The organism is Aeromonas sp. 130281, assembly GCF_056642115.1.
On the sequence record NZ_JBWVQS010000001.1, the window covers coordinates 192641 to 217085 of the forward strand.

Here is a 24445-nt window from a genome sequence, read left to right on the forward strand (position 1 = left end):
TATGTCCGGCTCACTCCAAGCATAGCTGGTGCCTATCAGGAGATGGATTGCAGCAACAGCAGCAGCTCGTTCTGGCTGTGGCAATCGGTCTTCTTGAACACCCCCTTGAGGGTGGAACGCACGGTTTCCACCTTGACGCCGCGCAGTTCGGCGATGTCGTTGCTGCTGTAGCCCTTGCTCATCAGCACCAGCAGCTCCTTCTCGCCAATGGTGAGGGGATAGAGGCTGGCCAGCGCCTCTATGTCCGGGTTGAAGGAGTGCTCGGGATCGCGCAATACCACTTCCACGTAACGCTCGAAGCGGCTGAGGCCGCTCATCAGGGTGCACTGGATCAGCAGGGGCCTGAGGTTGGACTGGCGGGGAATGGACATATAGGCGCTGGCGCCCGGCAGCAAATAGGCAAAACCATTCAAGGTCTCCTTGAGCTGGCGTTGCTGCTCCTTATTTTGCAAAGAGAAAATACCATTGACCGCCCGCAGCTCGACGTTTTCATCGGCGATGCGGTTGAACGCCACATTGGAATAATGAATATGCCCCTTGTCATCTATGATGGCGCTGGGTTTATTATGGTTTTTCACCAGTTGCTGCAGCTGATAGTTCTGGGTTTCCAGGGCCAGCAGGTTCCAATAATGCTGGCTCCAGGCGGCCAGACCAGAATAGATCTCTGTCAACGAGGTAAGATCCCGGCTGCTGAAGTCATCCTGGGTGGCGCCGCGGTAACTGCACAGGGTACTGAGACCCCGCCCCTTCACCCGGCAGACGCCGCCCGCCGCAAACTGGGCACCGAAGCTGGCCAGCAGCCCCACCGAGCTGGAGATGGTATTGGCACTGACGATCCCCTGGCAGCCCTTGTCCAGATAATGATTGAACCACACATCCTGGCGATGGTGTTGCACATAAAATTGCTGCTGGGCCTCGGTCAGACCGCTGGAGAAGAGCTTTATTCCGTCGCTCTTGTCATCATCCCGCAATAAAAACAGGGATGAACTGCCGGACAGGTCGGCGCGAAATTGGTCCACCACCAACTTAATGTCAGAATCATTAATACCGCACTCGTATAACTGGCTGATATAGGGCGATATCCTTTCTTTCTCTAATGCCTTCACACCCGAACTCCTAATTCTTATTTTTATTGAAGTGGCATCTTACTCCGCAATGGGATACTCGAAAAGTAGTCAAATGAACAAAGGCTTTATGACCATTTCATAAATAGTTATAAGAAAGCCTCCCTCGATGAGGGCCGTGAAAATGTTTAAATCCGGGCTCAGGTTTTCCGCTTTTTTGGTCGTTATGGAAAAGCTTTATTTACCCGCTCTGCCCTTCCTGCCACCTCGCCTCTCTTGCCATGACTCTCCCTACGCGGCCGCTCTGTCACGGCCAGAGAGCTGCCCAGGGTGCCGCCATCGCCCTCTCCCATAGAAAAGCCTCATACGGATTCCATCCTCATCAAATGTTGCTTTTTGGTGTATTTATTGTTTCCATTTTGGGCTCTCACCGATATTGTATATACAATTGTAGTCATCAAGGGAGTTGAACCATGTGGATCACAAGGAGAGGAAATGGAACCTGAACACGCACTTGCCGCCCCTGCCCGCTCAGGGGCTGGTATCAAACTGCTGCTGACCAGTGTGCTCGGCATCGCCATCTTTTTCGTGCCCTTCGAGCTCGCGGGGCGCAGCACCATACTGGTGGATCACCTGGCGGGCTTCCTGATGGCGCAACGCCCGCTCGCCCTGGGGCTCATCCTGCTGCTGATCGCCTATGGCGCCATCAGCCCGCTGCTGGATGGTCGCTGGCGCGCCCGCCCCATCGACAGGGTGCTGAGCCTGTTCAAGCTGCTCGGGCTGGGGCTGGCCATCATGTATGTGGCAGGCTGGGGCCCCGCCTGGCTGATGACGCCGGATCGCCTGCCCTTCCTCTTTGACAAGCTGGCCATGTCGGTGGGGCTCATCGTGCCCATAGGCGCCATGGCCCTCACCTTCCTGCTCGGCTTCGGCCTGCTGGAGCTCATCGGCGTGCTGATGCAGCCGGTGATGCGCCCTCTCTGGCGCACGCCGGGCCACTCCGCCATCGATGCGGTCGCCTCCTTCGTCGGCAGCTACTCGGTGGGCCTGCTCATCACCAACCGGGTCTTCCTCGCGGGCAAGTACACGGTACGGGAAGCCGTCATCATCGCCACCGGCTTCTCCACCGTCTCCGCCGCCTTCATGATCATTGTGGCCAAGACCCTCAACCTGATGGGGCACTGGAACTTCTACTTCTGGTCCACCCTGGTGATCACCTTCGTCATCACCGCCATCCTGGCCCGGGTCCCCCCCATCAGCACCATGGCGCACCAGGGCGAAACCGACGAGCCGCTGCCGGCAGGCATGAGCCGCTGGCAAGCGGCGCTCGCCTCCGGGCTCACCCAGTCCAGCCAGGCGGATCCCGTGCTGCGGCAGTTGCAGGACAACCTCAAAGATGGCCTCTACATGGCCGCCGCCGTGGTGCCCACCATCTTGTCCGTCGGCCTGCTGGGGCTGCTGCTGGCCCAACACACGCCGCTGTTCGATCTGCTGGGCTGGCTGCTGTGGCCCCTCACCTGGCTGCTGGATCTGGGGGAGCCGCTGGAGACAGCAAGAGCTCTCTCGGCGGGGCTCGCTGAGATGTTCCTGCCCGCCATTCTGCTCAAGGATGCGGATCTGCTGGTGCGCTATGTGACCGCCGTGGTCTCGGTGAGTTCAGTGCTCTTCTTCTCCGCCTCCATCCCCTGCATCCTGGCCACCAAGATCCCGGTGAGCCTGGGGCAGCTGGTGGTGATTTGGCTGCTGCGCACCCTGCTTGGCATCCTGCTGGCGGTCCTGTGCGGCCGACTGGCCATGGCGGCAGGCTGGCTCAGCTAGGTTGACGTCATATCAAGAAACAAAGCGCCATCAGGCGCTTTGTTTCTTTGTGCGGGCTGGCAGCCGTCACCACATCGGCGACCTGTCATTCGAGCCATTGTCGCAGGGTCAGCGTGGCAAGATCCACGAAGGCGCGCAATCTGGGGGGCATGAAGCGCTGCCTGGGATAGACGAGATGGATGGGATCCGCCTTGCCATGCCATTCGGGCAGGACAGGCACCAGCCTCCCCTCCTCGCAGGCCTGGCGACACAGGTAGGAGGGTAACAGTGCCACCCCACCGCCGGCCTGCACCATAGTCATGATCAGGCCGACATCGTTGATCAGTGTCTGCCGGGCCAGAGAGACGGTCACACTGTTGGCGACCCCGTCGTGGAGTACCCAGGCCTCCTTGCCCAGTGGCGTGAACTGCAGGCAGGCATGATGCCGCAGCGCCTGCGGTGCATCTGGCATCCCGGCGCTGGCGAGGTAATCGGGGCTCGCAAACAGGGCCCAGCACGCAATGCCCACCTGCTTGGCGATCAGCGTCGAGTCCTTGAGAGGGCCGGTACGAATGGCCACATCGACGCCCTCCGCGACCAGATCCACGTAGCTGTTCATCAACACCAGCTCCACGTCGACCTTTGGCCACTTGCTGCGCATCTGACCCAGGATGGACGACAGGATCTGGTTGCCGATGTCCACGGGAGCCGTGATCCGCAGCAGCCCGCAGGGCTCCTCCCGCGCTTCGGTCACCGCCGCCTCGGCATCAAGCACATGCACCAAGCCGGCCGAGGCGTGGTCGAAATAGATCTGCCCGGCATCGGTCAGGTGCAACCGACGGGTGGTTCGCTGCAATAGGGTGACGCCCAGACGCTTCTCCAGCATGGCCACCCGATGACTGACGGTGGAGGTCGGCAACCCCAGCAGACGCGACGCCGCGCTGAAGCTGCCGGCTTGCACCACCTTGACGAATACGACGACCTGATTGAAGTCCATTTTCCAACTCATTAGAAAGTGTTTTCTTATTTAACCATCTAGTCCGGTAAATGGCGACTTTCTACACTGTGTCCATTGATTCAACGGAGGCATTGAGATGAAAGAACTGGCATTTATCAAGCGCAGCAACGAGAGGCACTGGGTCGGAGATGGCTTCCCCGTGAGAAGCATCTTCTCCTACCAGGATATCGCGGAGGAAATGTCCCCCTTCCTGCTGATGGACTACGCAGGCCCGGCCAATTTCCCGGCCACCTCCCATCAGCTTGGCGTCGGCCAGCACCCTCATCGCGGGTTCGAGACGGTGACCATCGTCTATGAAGGGGGCGTCTCCCACAGGGACTCCTCGGGGGGCGGCGGCACCATAGGCCCGGGTGACGTGCAATGGATGACGGCCGCATCCGGCCTTATCCACGAGGAGTACCACAGCCCGGCCTTTGCCCAAACGGGCGGCGCCTTCGAAATGGTGCAGCTGTGGGTGAACTTGCCCGCCAAAGAGAAGATGGCGGCTCCTGGCTACCAGGGCATCACCGCCAACGAGATCCCTCGCGTGGCACTGCCAGAGGGCGCAGGAGAGGCTCGCATCATTGCCGGGCAGCTCGGCGATACCCGCGGCCCCGCCCGCACCTTCACCCCGATGAACGTCTGGGACATGCGCCTGAAGGCCCATCATCAGGTGACGCTGGAACTGCCACCAGGGCACACCACGGCCCTCTTTGTGCTCAAAGGCGCCATTCGCCTCGGCAACCGCCACGCGGTCCGCACCGCCGAGCTGGCCGTCATGGAGCGCCGTGGCAGCAAACTGGTGATCGAGGTCGAGGAGGAGACCACGCTGCTGCTGCTCAATGGCGCCCCCCTCGATGAACCCATCGTCGGCCACGGTCCCTTCGTGATGAACACCCAGGAAGAGATTGTGCAGGCCATCAATGACTACAACAGTGGCCGTTTTGGCCAGATCGGACGCTGAACCTCAGCCCCAACAAATGGAGACTATCATGAGCAATCCAGCCAATTTCGGCGGCGCCAGACCCGTCCTCAACCCAGATGACGTTGCCATGCTGCTTATCGACCATCAGAGCGGCTTGTTCCAGACAGTGGGGGACATGCCGATGCCGGAACTGCGCCAGCGCGCGGCCGCCCTCGCCAGGATGGCGACACTGGCCAATATTCCGGTGATCACCACGGCATCTGTCCCGCAAGGGCCGAATGGCCCGCTGATACCGGAGATCCACGAAAATGCGCCGCACGCACAGTATGTGGCGCGCAAGGGCGAGATCAACGCCTGGGACAATCCCGATTTCGTCGCGGCGGTGAAGGCCACCGGCAAGCAGCAGCTGATCATCGCTGGCACCATCACCAGCGTCTGCATGGCCTTCCCTGCCATCAGCGCCGTCAACGCGGGCTATCAGGTGTTTGCGGTCGTCGATGCCTCGGGCACCTACTCCAAGATGGCCCAGGAGATCACCCTGGCTCGAGTGGTTCAGGCGGGCGTGGTCCCCATGGACACTGCGGCGGTGGCTTCCGAGCTGCAAGGCAGCTGGAACCGGGCAGATGCGATGGAGTGGGCCGCCATCTATACGAAGATCTTCCCCGCTTATCAATTGCTGATCGAGAGCTACGGCAAGGCACAAGCCGTGGTGCAACACAACGAAGTGCTGGATTCCCAACGTTAACGCTTAGCCATCAATCTGGAGAAAAGTCATGAACAAGCCCTACGTCAAACTCGACAAGAGCAAGGCTGCCGTGCTGCTGGTGGATCACCAGGCCGGCCTCTCTTCCCTGGTACGGGACATCGAACCGGACAAGTTTCGCAACAACGTCCTGGCGCTGGCCGCGCTGGCCAAGTATTTCGAGCTGCCGACCATACTGACCACCAGTTTCGAAAACGGGCCCAACGGCCCACTGATGACGGAGCTCAAGGAGAGCTTCCCGGATGCCCCCTATATTGCCCGCCCCGGGCAGATCAACGCCTGGGATAACGAGGAGTTCGTCAAGGCGGTCAAGGCCACCGGCAAGAAGCAGCTGATCATCGCCGGCATCGTCACCGAGGTGTGCGTGGCCTTCCCGGCCCTCTCCGCCCTCGAGGAAGGGTACGAGGTGTTTGTCATCACAGATGCCTCGGGGACCTTCAATGAGGTAACCCGCCACTCGGCCTGGGATCGGATGTCATCCGCCGGGGCGCAGCTGATGACCTGGTTTGGGGCCGCCTGTGAACTGCACCGCGACTGGCGCAATGACGTGGAGGGCCTGGGCACCCTGTTCGCCAACCACATCCCCGACTATCGCAATCTGATCAACAGCTACACCACAGTCCAGAGCAGCAAGTAATACTCCCCGGGAAACCGGGAGACGGAAAAAACAAAACGCAGCTGACAGGGCAGGCACCCTGTCAGCTGCGTCATCGCCATGGACATGGCATCCAGATGTGAAAGGCGTTCAGCCCTTAGAAGGGCATCTTGAAGCCCGGGGGCAGTTGCATGCCACCGGTCAGCTCGCCCATCTTGCTCTTGTTCTGCTCTTCCACCCGGCGCACGGCGTCGTTGACGGCGGCGGCGACCAGATCTTCCAGCATCTCCTTGTCATCTTCCATCAGGCTGGGATCTATCTCGATACGGCGCACGCTGTGGCTGCCGGCCATGGTGACCTTGACCATGCCAGCGCCGGCTTCGCCGACGACTTCCATCTGAGCCAGCTGCTCTTGCATCTTCTGCATGCGCTCTTGCATCTGTTGGGCCTGTTTCATCAGGTTACCCATTCCACCTTTACCAAACATAGGTCGTCTCTCGTCTTGAAATCCGGCATCCAGCGCCGGGCTGTGGGCTTGTTCTACCCCGGATATGGGGGCAGCCAAAAGATTTTTCAACCGGGACTCGGGTCCCGGCATGGGATTTAACTCATAGCGCTCAGCGGCTCAGGGGCTCGATGCTCTCGGGATGGAGCACGGCGCCGAAGCGCTGCTGCAGGAACTGCACGTTGGGATCGTCCGCCAGATCCCGGCTCACCTGCTCACGCACCCCCAGATAGAGGCGATGCTCGATCTCGAGCGGCGTCTCCCGCGCCGGATCCGTGCCCAGGGTTACCTCGACACGCACCGCCTGTCCGAACTCCGGGCCTATGATCCCGGCCAGATCGGCCAGGGCTCTGTCGCTGACCAAATGGCGCTGCTCCGGCTTGAGCACCAGGGACACCAGCTCCCCTTGCCGGGTCATCACAGAGTTGATGGCGAGCTGACGCAACCGGCCACCGACCCCGGTGCGGGCGATGAGTTCGGCCCAAGCGTCGCCGCAATTGACCAGCAGGGAAGAGGGGATCAGGCGAGCGATCTCCTCCCCCTCCGCCGGCTGGGCGTCACTCTCCAGTTCATCCCAGTCGATGGTCTCCATCACCTGGGCGGTCGTGGGCTGCGCGTTTTCGGGCACAGCATTTTCGGGCACAGAAAGAGGCGTCGCAACCGGCGTTGCCGGTACAGCGGCGACGGCAGCAGCGGCAGCCCTGGTGGGTGCGCCGTCCAGATCCCAGGGGGGCAGGTCATCCGAGGCGGGATTGGCCCTCTGCGCTACGGGGGCACTGGCCGGCCCGTCGCCAAAGCCCTGACTCAGATATTCCTCGTAATCGCTGCTGCTGTCGTCATAGGCCTCGAGGGGCGACAGATCCTCATAGCCCGTCATGGGCCCGGCATAGGCGGGCGCCGCGGCGGCCTGCCTGGCAGGCGCAGAGGGTGCTGGCGCCACAGGTTGCACGGCGGCCGTGGCCAGGGGCGCAGCCGGTTTGCTCGGCGTCGCCCTGGGAGAGGCAGAGACGGTCGCCGCCCCGGCATCCCCCCGCAGCCGGCTGCGCAGCAGATTGCGCTTGCCCAGCAGGCTCTGCATGCTGGAGGCCGCCGAGGGGGCCGCCGAGGGGGCCGCCTCGGGTTCAGAGGCTATGGCAGGAGCTGCTGTCGACCGGGCAGCCTCATGGGAGGCAACCGGCTGCTCGGGTTCAGGGGGCTGCGCTTCCTGAGTCCGGGGGGCGCCACCGATCTCGGGCTCAGGCTGCATCGGCTGCGCCTCGAACCCCATCCGCTGGGCGGCTTGCAGCAGCTCTTGCTGCTCGGCGAAGAGGGCTTCGCTCGCCTCATCGTCGTCGGCAGCCGGTTCGTCTGCCTGAACCGCCAAGAGCGGCGCTGTCGGCGCCAGGGCTGCGGGCGCGGCAATGCTGGCCGCCGTTGCGGCCTGATGCGGGGCTGGCTCAGCCCCTGACGGCTTTCCCGGCAGGGCCGATACGGCCTCCCTCCCCGCCTCGGGCAGTGCGCCCATGGACACGGGCAAGGCACTCAGATTGGCGGGGTGCACCGCCTCGCGGCGCGGCGAGAACGCCAGCATCCGCAGGCAGGTCATCTCCAGCGCGGTGCGGCCATCGGGCGCCCAGGGCAAATCCTTGCGTCCCCCCAGCACTATCTGGTAGCAGAGCTGCACCTCTTCCGGGCTCATGGCTCCCGCCAGCTGCAGCAAGGCATCGGCATCCGCCCCCTGCTCCTGCACGCTGGCCGGCAGCAACTGGGCCATGGCGACGCGATGGAGCAAGGCTTCCAGCTCGGCGTGGAGCTGATCGAAGTCCGGTCCCAGGGTGGCGATTTCGGTGATCTTGGCCATGGTGGCCGGGGCGTCCTGACGCAGCACAGCCTCCAGCAACTGATGCAGGTGGTGATGGTCGAGGGTGCCCAGCATGGTCAGCACGCTCTCCAGCCGCACGCTGCCGTTGCCGTGGGCCAGCGCCTGATCGGTGAGGCTAAGGGCATCGCGCATGCTGCCGTCGGCGGCCTTGGCCAGGGCCAGCAGGGCGCGGGGCTCGAACGGCTGACCTTCCTGATCCAGCACCCATTCGAGCTGCCTGGCGATCTGGGTCTGATCCAGGCTCTTCAAGTGGAACTGCAGGCAGCGGGACAAGATGGTGATGGGCAGCTTCTGCGGATCCGTGGTGGCCAGCAGGAACTTCACATAGGGAGGCGGCTCTTCCAGGGTTTTGAGCAGCGCATTGAAGCTGTGACGCGACAGCATGTGCACCTCATCGATGAGGTACACCTTGAAGCGGCCGCGGGCCGGGCGGTACTGCACGTTGTCGAGCAGCTCCCGGGTGTCTTCCACCTTGGTGCGGGACGCCGCATCGATCTCCAGCAGATCGACGAAGTTGCCCTGATCGATCTCGCGGCAGGTGTCGCATACGCCGCACGGGTGGCTGCTGATCCCCTGCTCGCAGTTGAGGCTCTTGGCCAGGATGCGGGCGATGGTGGTCTTGCCGACCCCGCGGGTGCCGCTCAGCAGGTAGGCATGATGCAGCCGTCCCTGATCCAGGGCATTGGTCAAGGCGGTCAGCACATGTTGCTGGCCAACCACTTGTTCAAACGTATGGGGGCGCCATTTACGCGCCAGAACCTGATAGCTCATAGATCTCGATGCTGGAAAACGAGGCATTGAGGCAGGATGCTAACACAAATGGAGGGCGGGCTGTATGGGCTATCGGCCGCCTTGGGAGGGATCGCTTGATTTTCAAACCGGTGCCCGTTCAGGCACCGGTTCGGGGCATTGGCGGGTTGACGAGGCCCGCCTGCCAGGGGCCTTACTCGCCCGCGAGCTCGACCAGCGAGACCACCTTGACGCCAGCGGCGGTCAGGCGGGCATCACCGCCGAGGGACGGCAGGGAGATGATGAAGGCCGCATCGGCGACTTCACCGCCGGCGCGGCGAATGAGCTTGACGGTGGCATCGACGGTGCCGCCGGTGGCCAGCAGATCGTCCACCACCAGCACCTTGTCACCGGGCACTATAGCGTCGGTGTGCAGTTGCAGGGTGTCGGTGCCGTACTCGAGGGCATAGGACTCTTCGATGATGGCGCGGGGCAGCTTGCCCGGCTTGCGAACCGGCACGAAGCCCAGTCCCATGGCGAAGGCCACAGGGGCGCCGAAGATGAAACCGCGGGCCTCGGTGCCGACTATCTTGGTGATCCCTTGATCACGATAATGCTCGGCCAGCAGATCGATGGTGGCCTTGAAGGCCTCGGCATTCTCGATCAGGCTGGTGATGTCGCGAAACAGGATGCCCGGCTTCGGATAGTCGGGAATGGTCTTGATGCTCGCTTCGATAAACTTCAGGGTATCCGGATTCATTATTTGACCGCTTATTTTTGAGCCCAGGCGTGGCGTCTCTTGCACTGCCCGCCAGCGGGCAATAAAAAGGCCCGTCATGCAAAAAATGACAGGCCGACTCCATAGCATTATTGCCGCAATAGCTTAGGGATTTCACTTCTCCATTGCAACCGGCTCCAGCACCGGCAGACGCATTAACCAGGTGAGCAGGATCACCATTATGACAACCAGCAGCAGCCTCACCCAGGGCAGCGGCACCACCAGCAGCGACACCGAGAAGGAGAGCAGGATGAAGACGATGGCACGGCGTCTGGCATGGCGCCGAATGCCGCGATACAACTGCCAGTCATGGATGGGGGGCCCGAACCAGGGGTGCGCCAGCAGCCAGCGGTGAAAACGGGGCGACGAGCGGGCAAAGAGGGCCGCCGCCAGCAACATGAAGGGGGTGGTCGGCAGCAGGGGCAGGACTATCCCGACTATCCCGGTGGCGAAGGCGAGCCAGCCCAGGGCCATCAGACACCAGCGTTTCATGGGTACTCCTCTGAATGCATCTCTGCCTTTAGCCTAACAGAGTTGGCCCGGAAGCTGACAGTCCGGCCCATGCAGCGGCAGTCGATTAGGCTCATCGAGTGGGCAGACGGCTGACAACGCCAGCCATTGCCACTACAATCTGCGCTCTTTTTTCTCCCCTTGTCTTCGGAAGCAGCTATGCGCGTTATTTTGGCCCCCATGCAGGGGGTGCTGGATCACCTGATGCGGGAGGTACTCACCTCCGTCAACGATTACGACCTCTGTGTCAGCGAGTTCATCCGGGTCGTCGATCAGCTGCTGCCCGCCAAGGTGTTCCATCGCCTCTGCCCCGAACTCAAGCAGGATGGCAAGACCCGTGCCGGCACCCCGGTGCGGGTGCAGCTGCTGGGCCAGCACCCCGAATGGCTGGCAGAGAATGCGGTGCGCGCCATCGAGCTGGGCTCCCCCGGGGTCGATCTCAACTTCGGCTGCCCCGCCCCCACGGTCAACAAGAGCAAGGGGGGGGCCGTGCTGCTCAAGGAGCCAGAGACCGTCTATCGCATCGTCAAGGCGGTGCGCGAAGCCGTCCCTGCCCACCTGCCGGTGAGCGCCAAGATCCGCCTGGGGTACGACGACAAGGCGCTCTACATGGACAACGCCCAGGCGGTCTATCAGGGGGGTGCCAATGAACTGGCCGTTCATGCCCGCACCAAGCGGGAAGGCTACAAGGCGCCGGCGCACTGGGAATACGTGGATCTCATCCGCCGCGCCCTGCCCATTCCGGTGACCGCCAATGGCGAGATCTGGGATCACAAGGATGCCCTCGCCTGCGCCGGGGTCTCCGGCTGCGACGCCCTCATGGTGGGCCGCGGCGCCATCTCCCTGCCCAACCTGGCCAACGTGATGAAAACCGGCTGTGCCCACATGAGCTGGGCCGAGGTGCTGCAGCTGATGGTGGCCTATACCGAGCAGGATCTGGCGAGCGACAAGGCCGACTACTACCCCAGCCGCATCAAGCAGTGGTTCTCCTACATAGTGCGGGAATACCCCCAGGCCGATGAGCTGTTTCGCCGCATCCGCACCATCAAGACCGCAGACGAGATCCGGACAGCCCTCGAGCGCGAGTGCGCCGCACGGGCCTAGTCTTGGCCGCCGCCCCGCGGCGCCCTATGATGAAGGCTCAATGACAGGAGGTCAGGATGCAGGGAGTACCGGTCACATTTACCCATCAGCACGACAGGGCCGATTTTCGCGCCCTGCCTGGCCAGCCTGCGACCGAGCTCTACCGCGCCCACATCCAGCACCACACCTTCGATCCCCATAGCCACGAGGGGTTTGGCCTCGGTGTCATCGAGTGTGGCGCCGAGCGTTTTCGCTATCGTGGCAGCCAGCTCCTGGCGGGCCCCGGCAGCCTGGTGTTGATGAACCCCGATGAGCTGCACACGGGCGAGGCTGCCTGCGAGCAGGGGTGGCGCTATCGCATGCTCTACCTGCCCGCCGATCGGCTCGAGGCCATCAGCGGCGAGCGCGGCTGGTATTTCGCCGAGGCAGTGCGAAGCGACCCGCACGCCGCCCCCGTCCTGCAAGCGACCCTGGACGCCCTCTGGCACTGTGACAGCGAGCTCGCCGCCGACGGCCTGCTGCTGAGCGTGTGCGACACCCTGCGCCCCCACGCCCGGGCCCTGGCGGCCCCGCGTGAAGCAACCCATCCTCTGGGCCGCGCCATCGACTATATGCAGGCGTACTTCGCCCGCCCCATCACCCTGACCGAGCTGGCCGGGGCGGTGAACCTCAGCCCCTACCACTTCCAGCGCAGCTTCAAGGCCCGCTTTCACGTCACCCCCCAGCAGATGCTGATGGCCATCCGCCTGCAGCGCGCCAAGGGGTGGCTGGCCGCCGGCCTACCCGCCGCCGAGGTCGCCGCCGCCTGTGGTCTGGCCGATCAGTCACACCTCAACCGCGCCTTCCTGCGCCGCTATGGCACCACCCCGGTGCGCTACCAGAAACAGGTGCAGGCCGGCCGCTAAAGCGCAATCTGGTTCAATACGCCGCCCTTCCCCGCCTGCTAGGCTGGCCTCCTTCTTCTCCACCGGAAATAGAAAATGTTGCTCGGAGTCTTGTTTGCCCTGCTGGCCGGCCTGATGTGGGGGCTCATCTTCGTCGCCCCCCTGCTGGTGGACGGCTATCCCCCCGCCCTGCTCGCCAGCGGCCGCTACCTCGCCTTCGGCCTCATCGTGCTGCCGTTCGCCTGGCAGGCCCGCAAACGCCTGGCGGCCCTCTCGGCCAGCGATTGGCGCGAGGCACTCGCCCTCACCCTGGTGGGGAACCTCATCTACTACTTTTGCCTGTCGGGGGCCATCTTGCGCATCGGCTCGCCGCTGGCGGCCATGATCATCGGCACCCTGCCAGTGGTGACGGCCCTGGCCGCCAACTGCCTCTATGGCGCACGGGACGGCCGCCTCTCCCGCGCCCGCCTCTACCCGGCCCTGCTGCTGATGGGAGCCGGCCTCTATCTGGTCAACCACGCCGAGTTGACCTGGCAGGCAGAGGCGCGCACCGAGCAGCTGTTCGGGCTCGCCCTGGCGGCGGCCGCCGTGCTGTGCTGGACCTGGTATCCCTTGCGCAACGCCCGCTGGCTACGCGAGCACCCGGGCCGCAGCCCGATCGTCTGGGCCACCGCCCAGGGACTGGTAACCCTGCCGGTGGCGCTCATTGCCTACCTCGGCAGTCTCGGCCATCTCGCCCTGAGCGCACCGGACTTTCCCCTGCCCTTCGGGCCGACGCCCCTGCGCTTCGTGCTGCTGATGGGGGCGGTAGGGCTCTTTTGCTCCTGGCTCGGCACCCTGTGCTGGAACGAGGCGAGCCAGCGCCTGCCGACCGTGCTGGTGGGACCGCTCATCGTGTTCGAGACCCTGGCGGGGCTGCTCTACGCCTTCATGCTGCGCGGGATCATGCCGACCATGAGCACCCTGGTGGGCGTCGTCTGCCTGGTGGTGGGAGTGCTCTACGTGATCACCGGAAAGCCGCGACACCTGACGGAAAAACCCGTCAAAGCACGGTTAACTTGACTCATGTCATCTTGATAAACCGCGGATTTCCCTATACTGACCGAGTTTTATCACTCGTCTTTGGGGGCTGTTGTGTGTGAAGTGACGCAAGCCCGGTTGGCCGAATGGCGTGAGCGCCTGCTGACCGATTGGGCGCAAACGAGAGAAGCGCTGATTGCTCAGCTCAAGGCCTGTCGTCGTGACGACTGGGCCCAAAAAGTGGGAAGCTGCGAGCGGGATCAACTGGTGGATCTGACCAGTCGCCTCGACTTGCCCAAGGTGGAGTCGAGCGTGGCACGGCTGAAACGCCTCGACGCGGCGCTCTGCCAGATGGAGCTGGGTCTCTATGGCCTCTGCTCCGATTGCGAGGAGCCGCTCGCCATCGACCAGCTGGATCAGGATCCCAGCCTGCAACGCTGCCCGCGCTGCGAAGCCCGCTATCGCAAGGGATTCCACGCCCACGAACTCTGATGGGGGCACCCTTTGTGCCCGCCATTTTATCTGTGACTCCCCTCCCCGTTTCCCTTGCCCGCCCGATCCCCGGGACAAACCCGGCGCCAGGGGTGCTCATGCCTGTCCGCCCGGGTGGCCGAACTGCAACAGACGCAAAAAAGGGAAGTCATTGACTCCCCTTTTCACCTCTCCATGCCGGATATGGCCTTCCGACTCACGACGTCGGGATGCCCAGGTTACTGGGCCAGCAGATGCCCCACCAGCTCATGACGCCAGCCTTGCAGCAGCATGGGCTTGTCGGCGCGTGCCCGCTCCTCGGCGCTCATCCGCCAGCTCCAGGTGAAGTACTGGTGGATGATCTTCTTGCTGGCCACCAGCTCCGGCGGGATGTTGCTGGCCTTGGCCTTCTCTTCCACCATGGCCTTGATGCGCTTGAGCTCGGCCTTGTACTGGGGAAAGTCCACCAGCCGGCGAATGGGCTCTGGCCAGCTGTCAGGAGCGCTCTGCTGGGCGGCTGCCACTATATCCAGCATCCGCTTGCCGTGGATCTTGATCTCGATGGGGGCCAGCCCCAGCTCGTTGAGATCCCGCAATGAAGTGGGTCGGCGCTCCGCCACCTTGAACAGGTGCAGCTCCTTGACCACGAAGTTCAGGGCCAGATCCCGGCGCACCGCCTCTTGCTGACGCCAGGCGGCGAGCTCACGCAAGATGGCCAGTTCGCGCCGACCCAGTTGCCAGGCGTTGATGATCTCGAGGTAGGCCTGACGGGGATCGCTGCCCTGGGTCTTGCGGGCGGAGTGGTTCTGGCACTCCTGCTCGAACCAGGCAAACTTGCCGCTTTCATGCAGCCTGGCCATCACCTTCTCGTAGAGGGGCATCAGGTAGAAGACATCCGCCGCCGCGTACTCGAGCTGGCGCGCGGTCAGGGGACGGGCCAGCCAGTCGGTGCGGGCCTGATCCTTTTCCAGGGTCACCCCGAGGAACTCGTTGACCAGGGCGCCGAAGCCCACCGAGACGCCGTACCCCAGAAATGCCGTCGCGAGCTGGGTGTCGTGCATCTGGTTGGGCAGGTGGCCCGCCTGATGCTGGATGAGCTCCAGATCTTCACCGGAGGCGTGCAGTATGGCGATCTGCCCTGCCCGGCCGAGTCGCTGCCACAGGCCGGAGAGATCCAGGGTCAGGGGATCCAGCAGGGCGAGGCGTTCGCCGTCATAGATCTGGAACAGACCGAGCTGGGGATAGTAGGTACGGGTGCGAACGAATTCGGTATCTATGGCCAGGGGAACGTCGGCCAGGGAAGCGAGATACTGCTCCAGTTCGGCTTGCTGTGAAATGAGTTGATATTGCATCTTTGCCTGCACGTTGGTCGGGACCCAGAAAGAAAAAACCGTGGCATGACCCACGGTTTTGCATAACGACAGCGCTTGACTGCAGAGCAGTGCATGCCGGTTACTGCTTGGCAATCTCCTCGTCGCGCAGCACGCGCCGCAGGATCTTGCCCACATTGGTCTTGGGAAGTTCGTCGCGAAATTCTACCAGTTTCGGCACCTTATAGGCAGTCAGATGTTTACGGCAGTGGGCAATTATCTCGTCCTCTGTCAGCTTTGCATCTTTCTTGACCACGAAGATTTTCACCAGCTCGCCGGAAACCGGGTTAGGCACGCCGACGGCAGCCACTTCCAGCACCTTGGGATGGAGCGCCACCACGTCTTCAATCTCGTTCGGATAGACGTTGAAGCCGGAGACCAGGATCATGTCCTTCTTGCGATCGACGATCTTGAAGAAGCCCTGCTGGTCGCACACGGCGATGTCGCCGGTGCAGAGCCAGCCATCCTGCATCACCTCGGCGGTCGCCTCGGGACGCTGCCAGTAGCCCGTCATCACCTGGGGGCCACGCACCTGCATCTCGCCGGGGGCGCCCAGCTCGGTGATAACCAACCCCTTGTCATCCACCAGCCGGATCTCGGTGGAGCAGACCGGCAGACCGATGGAGCCGTTGTAATCCACCAGATCGTAGGGGCAGACGCTCACCAGGGGTGAACACTCGGTCAGGCCATAGCCTTCCAGCAGCGGGGTCCGGGTCAGCGTCTTCCACTGCTCGGCCACTGCCCGCTGCACCGCCATGCCGCCCCCTATGGTGAGCTTGAGGCGGGAGAAGTCCATGCCCTGGAACTCGCCGTTGTTGACCAGGGCGTTGAACAGGGTGTTGACCCCTGTGATGCAGGTGAAGGGGTACTTCTTGATCTCTTTGACAAAGCCCGGGATGTCGCGGGGATTGCTGATGAGCAGGTTGTAGCCACCCAGGCGCATGAACAGCAGGCAGTTCACCGTCAGGGCGAAGACGTGGTAGAGCGGCAGCGCCGTGACCACGAACTCCTTGCCCCGCTCCAGCACGGGACCATAGACACCGAGGCACTGCTCCACGTTCGCAATCATGTTGCGGTGAGTCAGCATGGCCCCCTTGGAGAGGCCCGTGGTGCCGCCTGTGTATTGCAGGAAGGCGATGTCCTGGTTGCTGATCTCCGGCTTGATGTACTGCAGGTAGCGCCCCTTGGCCAGGGCCTGGCGCATGGTGCTGGCGTGCGGGAGGTTGTATTTGGGCACCAGCTTCTTGACGTACTTGACCACGAAGTTGACCAGGGTGCCCTTGGCCAGGCCGAGGTTGTCCCCCATGCGGGTCAGGATCACGTGCTTGACCGGGGTGTCGTAGACCACCTTCTCCAGGGTATGGGCGAAGTTGGAGACGATGACGATGGCCTTGGCGCCGGAGTCTTTCAGCTGATGCTCCAGCTCGCGCGGGGTATAGAGGGGGTTGACGTTGACCACCGTCATGCCGGCCCGCAGTATGCCGAACACGGCGATGGGGTATTGCAGCAGGTTCGGCATCATCACCGCCACCCTGTCGCCCTTGCCGAGCTTGAGCTCGTTTTGCAGGTAGGCGGCAAAGGCACGGGACTGCTCTTCCAGCCGGCGGTAGGTAATGGTCTGCCCCATGTTGACGAAGGCGGGCTGGTCGGCAAACTGGGCGACCGACTCTTCAAACATCTCGACCAGGGAGCCGTATTGGTCTGGATTGATCTCGGCGGGCACCCCTTCTGGATAACGCTTCAGCCAGACTCTTTCCACGAACTTCTCCTGCATAACTAGCACCTGTGCGCTCACTGTGTTGCCTCCGTCCCTGTCACATCCATTTCAATCAGTTGTTTTAAGCTACAGCTCTAATGCCGCACATAGTTACATAAGGCAACATCGATTAACAGCAAATTAACAACGAGAAGTGTGAGGGAGAAAGCAAACCTGACATGATTCAAAGCCGGCGATCCTACCGGATCTGACAGAAGTTTTCGATATAAACGGCGGTTTTTGCCGAATTTTCCATATGGAAGTGATGATTTCCCGCCACCTGTACCATTTCAATCTGGCCAAAGGCCGGCCCCCGCAGTTGCCACTGCGCCAGCAGACTCTGGAACCCCTGCTCGCCCCGGATGAAGAGCACAGGGCAGGCGATGGCCCGGATCAGCGCCTGGGCCTGACCCTCGCTCATGCGCATGGGCGAGAGATCCCGCAGACGGGGATCGCTGCGCCAATGCCAGCGCCCTTCCCGCGCCTCCAGCTGGCGCTCGCAGATAAGGCGCGCCGCCGCCGGGGAGATGTCAGCCACCTTGCAGCGGGCCGCCACCGCCTCGTCGAGGGAGACAAAACCACCGGACGCTCGCTCGCGAGTGCGGCTGCGATTGAGGATGGCCCGCCGCAACTGGGCAGGCACCTCCTCATCGGGTTGGCTGAGCGGTCCCAGCCCCTCCAGCAGGATGAGCCGCACTATCTGCTCGGGGAAGACCCCGGCATAGGCGCTGGCGATCAGGGCCCCCAGCGAATGGCCGAGCAGGGTGAAACGCTGCCAGCCCGCAGCCTGGACAATCTGGTGCAGATCGTCGAGCCAGTCGACGAAGACATAGGGGGTCGGTTTGTGATCCGAATGGCCGTGACCCGGCAGATCGACGCAGACGAGGTGGCACTCAGCGAGATGGGGGGCAAGGGGCAGGAAGCTGGCGCCGTTGTCGAGCCAGCCGTGCAGGGCAATGATCAGGGGCTTGCCCTGCCGGCCGTTATCCAGCAGGGCGATGCGCCGTCCATCGGCCAGAGTGAGGAAGCGCTCTTCCATGATCACCAGCGGGAGTAGTGGCGTCTTGGCCAGAAGGGATCATAGAAGGGGTCGTAGAAGTAGGGGTCCATGTAGCGGATCTCCACCTCCTTCACCGGCGGCCACAGCTTGCTGGCGGTGACCTTGAGCACGGAGAAGCGATACTTGTGATTGCCTATCTGGCTGTCCACCGGCTTGTCCAGGGTGCCGAGCACCGTCAGGCTGCGCCCCTTGGCATAGAGCGTCGGATCCACAAACCCCTTCATGACGGCCAGAAAACGCCCCGGGCTCTGCTCCGTCTGGGTCGGTACGCCGTTGGCTTTGAGCGGCAGGTAGACCACCTCGATGACGCTCTGATCCTGCTCGTTGTGCACCGCCGAGATGACGCCGCTCCAGCGCGCAGGCTTGCCCTCCATCCCCTGCAGGGCAGGTTGATAGGCCACCAGCTGGCTTTCCGGCTCATAGGCCAGCTCCTTGGGCACAGTGCTGCAGCCGCCGAGCAGCAGCCCCGTCAGGCCCAGCATGATCACACGTTTCATCATTTGCCTCTCCTTGTCCGCGACGCCCACCTTCACACACTGGCGTCGAGTCGCGGCTCGCCGTTGGATGTCACTCGCGACCCGGCAGTTTCTTCCAGGTCACCTTGTCGCGCAGATAGACAGGGGTTGCTTGCTCCACAGCCACCGCCTCCCCCGCCAGCCAGGCACTGCGTGCCAGGGGCAGCATGTCGACCGCTGCCGGGAAACGCACCTGGCTCACCGCCAGCTCGTCGGCCAACGCATTGAGCGTCTCGCCATAGGTTTCAAAGCCGGTCCCGACGCAGCTCAGGCTGCCCGCCAGCTTGCCGCGCGCGTCAATCAGCGCGGCGGGATCGCTCACCACTTCCTCCCCCACCAGCTGCATGCGGCCATCAAGCAGCTCGTAGTGGCCAAAATAGACCTCGTTCATCCGCGCATCGATGGCGGTCAGCACCCGCGTTGCCCCCTCCAGACGATAAGCCCCCTGGGCCATGGCAGCCAGGGTCGAGATGCCGATGAGCGGCACGCCGGCGCCAAAGGCGAGCCCCTGGGCCACGCTGATCCCGATGCGCACGCCGGTAAAAGAGCCAGGCCCGCACCCGAAGGCGATGGCGTCGAGCTCAGCCAACGATAGCCCGGCCTCGTCTAACACAGCCTGAACCATGGGCAGGATTTTTTGGGTGTGATCCCGCGGCGCCTCTTCCCAACGGGAGAACAGCTTGTCGCCCACCAGCAGGGCGGCGGAGCAGGCTTCGGTGGCGGTATCAACGGCCAGGATCTTCAACTCGGTCATGGGTTACAATCTCTATAAAATCAGTCAATTACATAACGTGCAAGCGAGCAGTGCTCACCCGTTTTCTTAACATGGCAAATCCGTCAATCGCTAGCCACCCGCCAGCATTTGAGGTCCAATGCAGAGCGCGCCGGGTACGCGGCCCAGGCCCGAGCATCCCGCTCGACACAGCGTCCCAGGCTCGCCAGCTCCCCCGCCCTGGGAATTAACCGGCAGACTCAGTCGCCCCGGTCAAAGAAACGCCCCAGGGACCCGAGCTCCCGGGTACGAGGGATGGCGGGTAGACTCTTGATGAAGGTGGCGCCATAGGGCTTGTTGACCATGCGCGGATCACAGATGACCAGCACGCCGTGATCACTGCGATCACGAATGAGCCGCCCCACCCCCTGTTTCAGGGCAATCACCGCCTTGGGCAGTTGCAGCTCGGCGAAGGGATCGCCCCCCTTGAGCTTGCAGTCATCCACCCGCGCCTTGAGCAGCGGGTCGTCCGGGCTCGCAAACGGCAGCTTGTCGATGATAACACAGGACAATGCCGCCCCTCGCACGTCTATCCCCTCCCAGAAACTGCTGGTGGCCACCAGCACGGCGCGCCCGTTCTCCACGAAGGTCTTGAGCAGCCGCTGCTTGTTGTCCTCCCCCTGCAACAGCACGGTGCGGCCGATCTCCCGGCGCAGCACCTCGGCCACCTGGCGCATCACCTGATGGCTGGTGCAGAGGAAGAAGCAGCCTCCCGGCGTCTTGTTGATGAGGGGGATCATCAGAGTGGCCAGCTGCTCGCCGCGCCCGAAGGCGTTGGGCTCCGGCAGATAGCGCGGCACACAGAGCCGTGCCTGCTCGGCGTAGTCGAACGGGCTGTCGAGGATAAGCTCGGCGCTGCCCGCCAGCCCCAGCTCCACCTTGAAGTGATCGAAACGGTTGTCCACCGTCAGGGTGGCGGAGGTAAAGATCCAGGCCACCTCGGGCTTTTGCACCTCGGCACCGAAACGCTCGGCCACCGACAGCGGGGTGAGATTGAGGGAGAAGTGCAGCCGGGAGCAGTCATACCAGTAGGAGAAACCTGTCTGGTTGACCGCCAGCACCTCACCGAGGCGGGTGCGCAACTCGCAGACTCGCTCGAAGGCGTGATCCAGCTGCTCGCCGCGCCCGAGCGCGAGTTTCAGCACCTCGTAGCAGAGCCCGATGGCGTCGTTGAGACGGGCCAGGGCCTGGCCCCAGAGCGGCTGGCGCAGGAGATCTCGGGTATTGCCGCGCCCCCCGTCTATCCCGAAGGCGAGGCGCAAGTCCTGGCTCGCGATGGAGAGCCTGTCCGCCGCCTTGCCAAGCTGTCCCATGTCGTGGGCCTCGGCGCGATAGGCGAGCTGGATGTCCTGCGCCAGATCCAGGATGGTGCGGCTGCCCACCGACTTGCCGAAATAGTTGGTGGCGATCTCCGGCAGCTGATGCGCCTCATCGAACACATAGACTTGCGCTTCGGGCACCAGCTCGCCAAATCCGGTGTCTTTCACCGCCATATCGGCGAAGAAGAGGTGATGATTGATCACCACCACCTGGGCGTCCATGGCCCGGCGCCGGGCCACCACCAGATGGCAGTCGTCGTAATAGGGGCAGTCGCGACCGAGGCAGTTGTCATTGGTGCTGGTGACGTGGGCGAGGATCTCGGCGTTCTCCTGCAGCCCCGGAATGTCTCCCACATCGCCGTTGTCGGTGGCGGTGGACCAGGACTTCACCTTGACCAGATCGCTGAGGATCTCGGGCTTTTGCAGGTGGGATTCGCTCAGGAGGCGGTTCATCCGCTCGATGCACAGGTAGTTGCTGCGCCCCTTGAGCAGGGCCACCGGCGGGGTGTAGGAGAGCGCCCCCGTGATGGTGGGGAGATCCCGGTAGAAGAGCTGCTCCTGCAGATTCTTGGAGCCAGTGCTTATCACCACCCGCTTGCCGGATTCCAGCGCCGGCACCAGGTAGGCGTAAGTCTTGCCGGTGCCAGTGCCCGCCTCCACCAGCAGGCGGCCGCCGCTCTTGATGGCGCGCGCCACCGCTTCGGCCATCTCCAGTTGCGGCGCACGGGCCTTGAAGCCGTCAATGTGGCTGGCCAGAGGGCCATCTGGCTTGAACAGGGTCTGGATGGTCAAAGGAGCGTCCCGCGCAAAAGCGGCCATTATGCCAAAAGCGCGGCGAAAGCGGGACTGATAATGCGTTCAGACGAAGAGATCGATCTGATGGTCCGGATCCGGCTTGTGATCATCTTCCTGCGCCTTTGGTTGATCACGCCTGGCCGGAGGATACCCCTGCTGGTGCTGCTGGGCGCCGCCGCCGTTGTCAGTGCCAATCTTGCGCAGCTGATGCTTCTGGCTGATCTGGGTCACCTCCCGCTTGATGTCGTCGGGGCTCGGGGTCGACGGCGCGCGCGGCAAGATGGGGAATAACAGGTCCTGGCTGGGCATGGTGATCACTCCTCAGGCTATCTTGATTAGTTATCGACCAGAAAACCGTTTTCTCCACTTTAATCGGGCAAATCACAATTTCAGGTTGCATTTTCTGTCAAGGCAGGTAGTTTAAATCAGGCGTCAACTACGACATCTTATTTGTAAAGGATTGATTACATGAAGTTCACCACCCTGAAGACTCATCATCACCATCATCATCCCGACTAGTCTTTCAGGAGGTTGACTGCTGGAAGACACTTAACTGGTGACTTCCAAAAGGACCGCAAGATTCATGAACCCTCGGAAGCACACACTTCCGAGGGTTTTTTCGTTTTTGACTAGAAGGAAATCGAGCAATGGAAACACAACGTCTGCGCATCGCCATGCAAAAGTCCGGTCGCCTGAGCCAGGACTCCCAGGCTCTGTTCAAGAGCTGCGGCCTCAAAATTAACTTACGGGAACAGCGCCTCATCGCCCACGTTGAGAACATGCCCATCGACATACTGCGGGTGCGCGATGACGATATCCCGGGGCTGGTGATGGAAGGGGTGGTCGACCTTGGCATCATAGGCGAAAACGTGCTGGAAGAGGTGCAGCTTATTCGCGCCTCACAGGGTCTGCCCTTCGAGGTGAAAACCCTCAAGCAGCTCGACTTCGGTGGCTGCCGCCTCTCCCTGGCGGTGCCGGAAGACGTCACCTACACAGGGCCGCAAAGTCTGGCGGGCAAGCGCATCGCCACCTCCTACCCCGGGCTGCTCAAGCGCTTCTTCGACGAGAAGGGTCTCGGCTTCAAGAGCGTGATGCTGGGCGGCTCGGTGGAAGTGGCGCCGCGCGCAGGTCTGGCCGACGCCATCTGCGACCTGGTCTCCACCGGCGCGACCCTGGAGGCCAACGGCCTCAAAGAGGTGGAGGTGATCTACCGCTCCAAGGCGGTGCTGGTGCAGGCTCCCAACCCCTTGAATGAGGCCAAGCAGAAGCTCATCGACAAGCTGTTGCCCCGCATCCAGGGGATGCAGCAGGCTCGCGAGAGCAAGTACATCATGCTGCACGCTCCGAAAGACAAGCTCGATGCCATCACCGATCTGCTGCCCGGCGCCGAGCGCCCCACCATCATGCAGCTGGCCGGTGACACCAACCAGGTGGCCCTGCACGTCGTCTCCAGCGAGACCCTGTTCTGGGAGACCATGGAGCAGCTCAAGGCCCTCGGCGCCAGCTCCATTCTGGTGCTGCCCATCGAAAAAATGATGGAATAAGGAAGGGACATCATGCAGACCCTGATCTGGAAGACCCTCTCCCCCGCCCAGCAGGCCGACGTGCTGACCCGGCCCGCCCTCAATGACGAGGTGGACATAGGTGCCGTGGTCAAGGAGATCATCGGCGCGGTGCGCAGCCGGGGCGACGACGCCCTGCGGGAACTCGGCCTGCGCTTCGAGCGCGCCCCCCGTGAGCAGCTGCGCGTCAGCGAGGACGAAATCGAGGCTGCCTGCGCGCGGCTGGATGACGGCATCAAAAACGCCATCGAGGCGGCGATTGCCAACATTCGCACCTTCCACGCCGCCCAGGTGCAGCCCGTGGTACGAGTAGAGACCCAACCCGGGGTGGTGTGCGAACTGCGCACCCAGCCCATCAGCCGGGTCGGCCTCTATGTGCCGGGGGGCAGCGCGCCGCTCCCCTCCACCGTGATGATGCTGGCCATTCCAGCCGCCATCGCCGGTTGCCGTGAGGTGGTGCTCTGCACCCCGTCGCCGGCCAGCGACGAGATACTGTTTGCCGCCCGCGCCTGTGGCGTCGAGAAGGTGTTCGCCATCGGCGGCGCCCAGGCCATCGCCGCCATGGCCTACGGCACCCAGAGCATTCCCAAGGTGGACAAGATCTTCGGCCCGGGCAACGCCTATGTGACCGAAGCCAAGGGCCAGGTCTCTCGCGACTGGCGCGGCGCCGCCATCGACATGCCCGCCGGCCCCTCCGAGGTGCTGGTGATTGCCGACGAGAGCGCGAGCCCCGCCTTCGTGGCCGCGGATCTGCTCTCCCAGGCCGAGCACGGCCCCGACAGCCAGGTGGTGCTGGTGACCACCTCACCGCTCTTGGCCGATGCCATCGCAGGTGAAATAAAAAGCCAGCTGGCCAAGCTCAGCCGCCGGGATATCGCCGCCCAGGCACTCGGCAGCAGTCTGGTGATCCTCTGCGACAATCTGGACGAGGCCTGCGCCATCTCCAACGCCTACGCGCCGGAGCACCTCATCGTGCAGACCCGCGCCCCCCGCGATCTGCTGGATAAACTCGAGAACGCCGGATCTATCTTCCTTGGGGCATGGACCCCGGAGTCGGTCGGGGATTACGCCAGCGGCACCAACCACACCCTGCCCACCTACGGCTATGCCCGCACCTGCTCGAGCCTCGGGCTCGCGGATTACCAGCGTCGCTACACTGTGCAGGAGCTGAGCATCGAGGGGATCCGGGGCCTTGGCCCCATAGTCCAGCGTATCGCCGATGCGGAAGGGCTAGATGCCCACAAGAATGCCGTGACGCTGAGATTGAATGCACTGCAAGAGGAGCGGACATGACGATCACCGCACCGAGAGGGC

The 24445-nt window shown here is 62.9% G+C and carries 23 protein-coding genes and 1 other annotated feature; of the genes, 10 read left to right on the forward strand and 13 right to left on the reverse strand.

The genetic code is table 11. The features are described 5' to 3' along the window. Positions 1–35: 35 nt before the first annotated feature. Positions 36–1106: a helix-turn-helix transcriptional regulator gene (locus AC1IN8_RS00880; protein ID WP_139434553.1), complete on the reverse strand. Its 1071-nt coding sequence runs from the start codon at positions 1104–1106 to the stop codon at positions 36–38. A gap of 453 nt (positions 1107–1559) precedes the next feature. Here AC1IN8_RS00880 and AC1IN8_RS00885 point away from each other — a divergent pair, with 453 nt between their 5' ends. After that, positions 1560–2882 (forward strand): YjiH family protein, encoded by a 1323-nt coding sequence (locus AC1IN8_RS00885; protein WP_479757728.1) that lies wholly within the window; start codon positions 1560–1562, stop codon positions 2880–2882. Positions 2883–2967: 85 nt separating this feature from the next. On the opposite strand, the gene AC1IN8_RS00890 is transcribed toward AC1IN8_RS00885, so the two are convergent. Beyond that, entirely contained in the window at positions 2968–3858 is an 891-nt protein-coding gene (locus AC1IN8_RS00890; protein ID WP_479757729.1) for a LysR family transcriptional regulator, read from the reverse strand. 97 nt (positions 3859–3955) lie between these two features. Between AC1IN8_RS00890 and AC1IN8_RS00895 the strand changes: the two genes are divergently transcribed. Genes AC1IN8_RS00895 through ycaC form a run of 3 tightly spaced genes read left to right on the forward strand, consistent with a single transcriptional unit; the run spans position 3956 to position 6183 of the window. Then, complete coding sequence (locus AC1IN8_RS00895; RefSeq protein ID WP_342058737.1) at positions 3956–4822, forward strand: pirin family protein; 867 nt, start codon at positions 3956–3958, stop codon at positions 4820–4822. Between the two features lie 28 nt (positions 4823–4850). Continuing rightward, entirely contained in the window at positions 4851–5528 is a 678-nt protein-coding gene (locus AC1IN8_RS00900; protein ID WP_202045689.1) for a hydrolase, read from the forward strand. A gap of 28 nt (positions 5529–5556) precedes the next feature. After that, a complete protein-coding gene (ycaC, locus tag AC1IN8_RS00905; protein ID WP_202045688.1) occupies positions 5557–6183 on the forward strand; it encodes an isochorismate family cysteine hydrolase YcaC in 627 nt (208 codons plus the stop codon). Positions 6184–6298: 115 nt separating this feature from the next. Here ycaC and AC1IN8_RS00910 read toward each other — a convergent pair whose 3' ends face one another. The 4 genes from AC1IN8_RS00910 to AC1IN8_RS00925 all read right to left on the reverse strand — a co-directional run bounded on the left by AC1IN8_RS00910 (position 6299) and on the right by AC1IN8_RS00925 (position 10506). Then, the gene (locus tag AC1IN8_RS00910; protein WP_011706069.1) at positions 6299–6628 is read right to left on the reverse strand and encodes a YbaB/EbfC family nucleoid-associated protein; all 330 of its coding nucleotides are present in this window, start codon (positions 6626–6628) and stop codon (positions 6299–6301) included. A 130-nt stretch (positions 6629–6758) separates the two neighbouring features. Next, entirely contained in the window at positions 6759–9278 is a 2520-nt protein-coding gene (gene dnaX / locus AC1IN8_RS00915; RefSeq protein WP_479757730.1) for a DNA polymerase III subunit gamma/tau, read from the reverse strand. A gap of 172 nt (positions 9279–9450) precedes the next feature. Further along, complete coding sequence (gene apt, locus AC1IN8_RS00920; RefSeq protein WP_042650168.1) at positions 9451–9996, reverse strand: adenine phosphoribosyltransferase; 546 nt, start codon at positions 9994–9996, stop codon at positions 9451–9453. A 132-nt stretch (positions 9997–10128) separates the two neighbouring features. Beyond that, complete coding sequence (locus tag AC1IN8_RS00925) at positions 10129–10506, reverse strand: YbaN family protein (protein WP_042650169.1); 378 nt, start codon at positions 10504–10506, stop codon at positions 10129–10131. A gap of 177 nt (positions 10507–10683) precedes the next feature. On the opposite strand from AC1IN8_RS00925, the gene dusC reads away from it, so the two are divergent. From dusC to AC1IN8_RS00945, 4 genes are all read left to right on the forward strand, one after another. Continuing rightward, positions 10684–11628 (forward strand): tRNA dihydrouridine(16) synthase DusC, encoded by a 945-nt coding sequence (gene dusC / locus AC1IN8_RS00930; RefSeq protein ID WP_139434567.1) that lies wholly within the window; start codon positions 10684–10686, stop codon positions 11626–11628. 56 nt (positions 11629–11684) lie between these two features. Beyond that, entirely contained in the window at positions 11685–12512 is an 828-nt protein-coding gene (locus AC1IN8_RS00935; protein ID WP_479757731.1) for an AraC family transcriptional regulator, read from the forward strand. Between the two features lie 75 nt (positions 12513–12587). After that, complete coding sequence (locus AC1IN8_RS00940) at positions 12588–13553, forward strand: DMT family transporter (protein WP_479757732.1); 966 nt, start codon at positions 12588–12590, stop codon at positions 13551–13553. Positions 13554–13634: 81 nt separating this feature from the next. Then, entirely contained in the window at positions 13635–14003 is a 369-nt protein-coding gene (locus AC1IN8_RS00945; protein ID WP_139434662.1) for a TraR/DksA family transcriptional regulator, read from the forward strand. A gap of 218 nt (positions 14004–14221) precedes the next feature. On the opposite strand, the gene rnd is transcribed toward AC1IN8_RS00945, so the two are convergent. The 7 genes from rnd to AC1IN8_RS00980 all read right to left on the reverse strand — a co-directional run bounded on the left by rnd (position 14222) and on the right by AC1IN8_RS00980 (position 21878). Continuing rightward, positions 14222–15334, reverse strand: coding sequence for a ribonuclease D (gene rnd / locus AC1IN8_RS00950; RefSeq protein WP_479757733.1), 1113 nt, complete (start codon positions 15332–15334; stop codon positions 14222–14224). A gap of 100 nt (positions 15335–15434) precedes the next feature. Next, positions 15435–17111: a long-chain-fatty-acid--CoA ligase FadD gene (fadD, locus tag AC1IN8_RS00955; RefSeq protein WP_139434664.1), complete on the reverse strand. Its 1677-nt coding sequence runs from the start codon at positions 17109–17111 to the stop codon at positions 15435–15437. A 196-nt stretch (positions 17112–17307) separates the two neighbouring features. Continuing rightward, the gene (locus AC1IN8_RS00960; protein ID WP_202045586.1) at positions 17308–18147 is read right to left on the reverse strand and encodes an alpha/beta fold hydrolase; all 840 of its coding nucleotides are present in this window, start codon (positions 18145–18147) and stop codon (positions 17308–17310) included. Positions 18148–18149: 2 nt separating this feature from the next. After that, the gene (locus tag AC1IN8_RS00965; RefSeq protein WP_202045584.1) at positions 18150–18668 is read right to left on the reverse strand and encodes a Slp family lipoprotein; all 519 of its coding nucleotides are present in this window, start codon (positions 18666–18668) and stop codon (positions 18150–18152) included. Between the two features lie 67 nt (positions 18669–18735). Further along, entirely contained in the window at positions 18736–19437 is a 702-nt protein-coding gene (gene tsaB, locus AC1IN8_RS00970) for a tRNA (adenosine(37)-N6)-threonylcarbamoyltransferase complex dimerization subunit type 1 TsaB (protein ID WP_479757734.1), read from the reverse strand. A 218-nt stretch (positions 19438–19655) separates the two neighbouring features. Next, on the reverse strand, positions 19656–21566 hold the full coding sequence (gene yoaA / locus AC1IN8_RS00975) for a DNA repair helicase YoaA (protein WP_479757735.1): 1911 nt from the start codon (positions 21564–21566) through the stop codon (positions 19656–19658). A 66-nt stretch (positions 21567–21632) separates the two neighbouring features. After that, complete coding sequence (locus AC1IN8_RS00980) at positions 21633–21878, reverse strand: hypothetical protein (RefSeq protein ID WP_404838452.1); 246 nt, start codon at positions 21876–21878, stop codon at positions 21633–21635. A gap of 185 nt (positions 21879–22063) precedes the next feature. Then, positions 22064–22192, forward strand: a sequence feature (His leader region). 24 nt (positions 22193–22216) lie between these two features. Between AC1IN8_RS00980 and hisG the strand changes: the two genes are divergently transcribed. Continuing rightward, positions 22217–23113: an ATP phosphoribosyltransferase gene (gene hisG, locus AC1IN8_RS00985; RefSeq protein ID WP_202045578.1), complete on the forward strand. Its 897-nt coding sequence runs from the start codon at positions 22217–22219 to the stop codon at positions 23111–23113. 12 nt (positions 23114–23125) lie between these two features. Further along, the gene (gene hisD, locus AC1IN8_RS00990) at positions 23126–24424 is read left to right on the forward strand and encodes a histidinol dehydrogenase (RefSeq protein ID WP_479757736.1); all 1299 of its coding nucleotides are present in this window, start codon (positions 23126–23128) and stop codon (positions 24422–24424) included. The last annotated feature ends 21 nt before the right edge of the window (positions 24425–24445 follow it).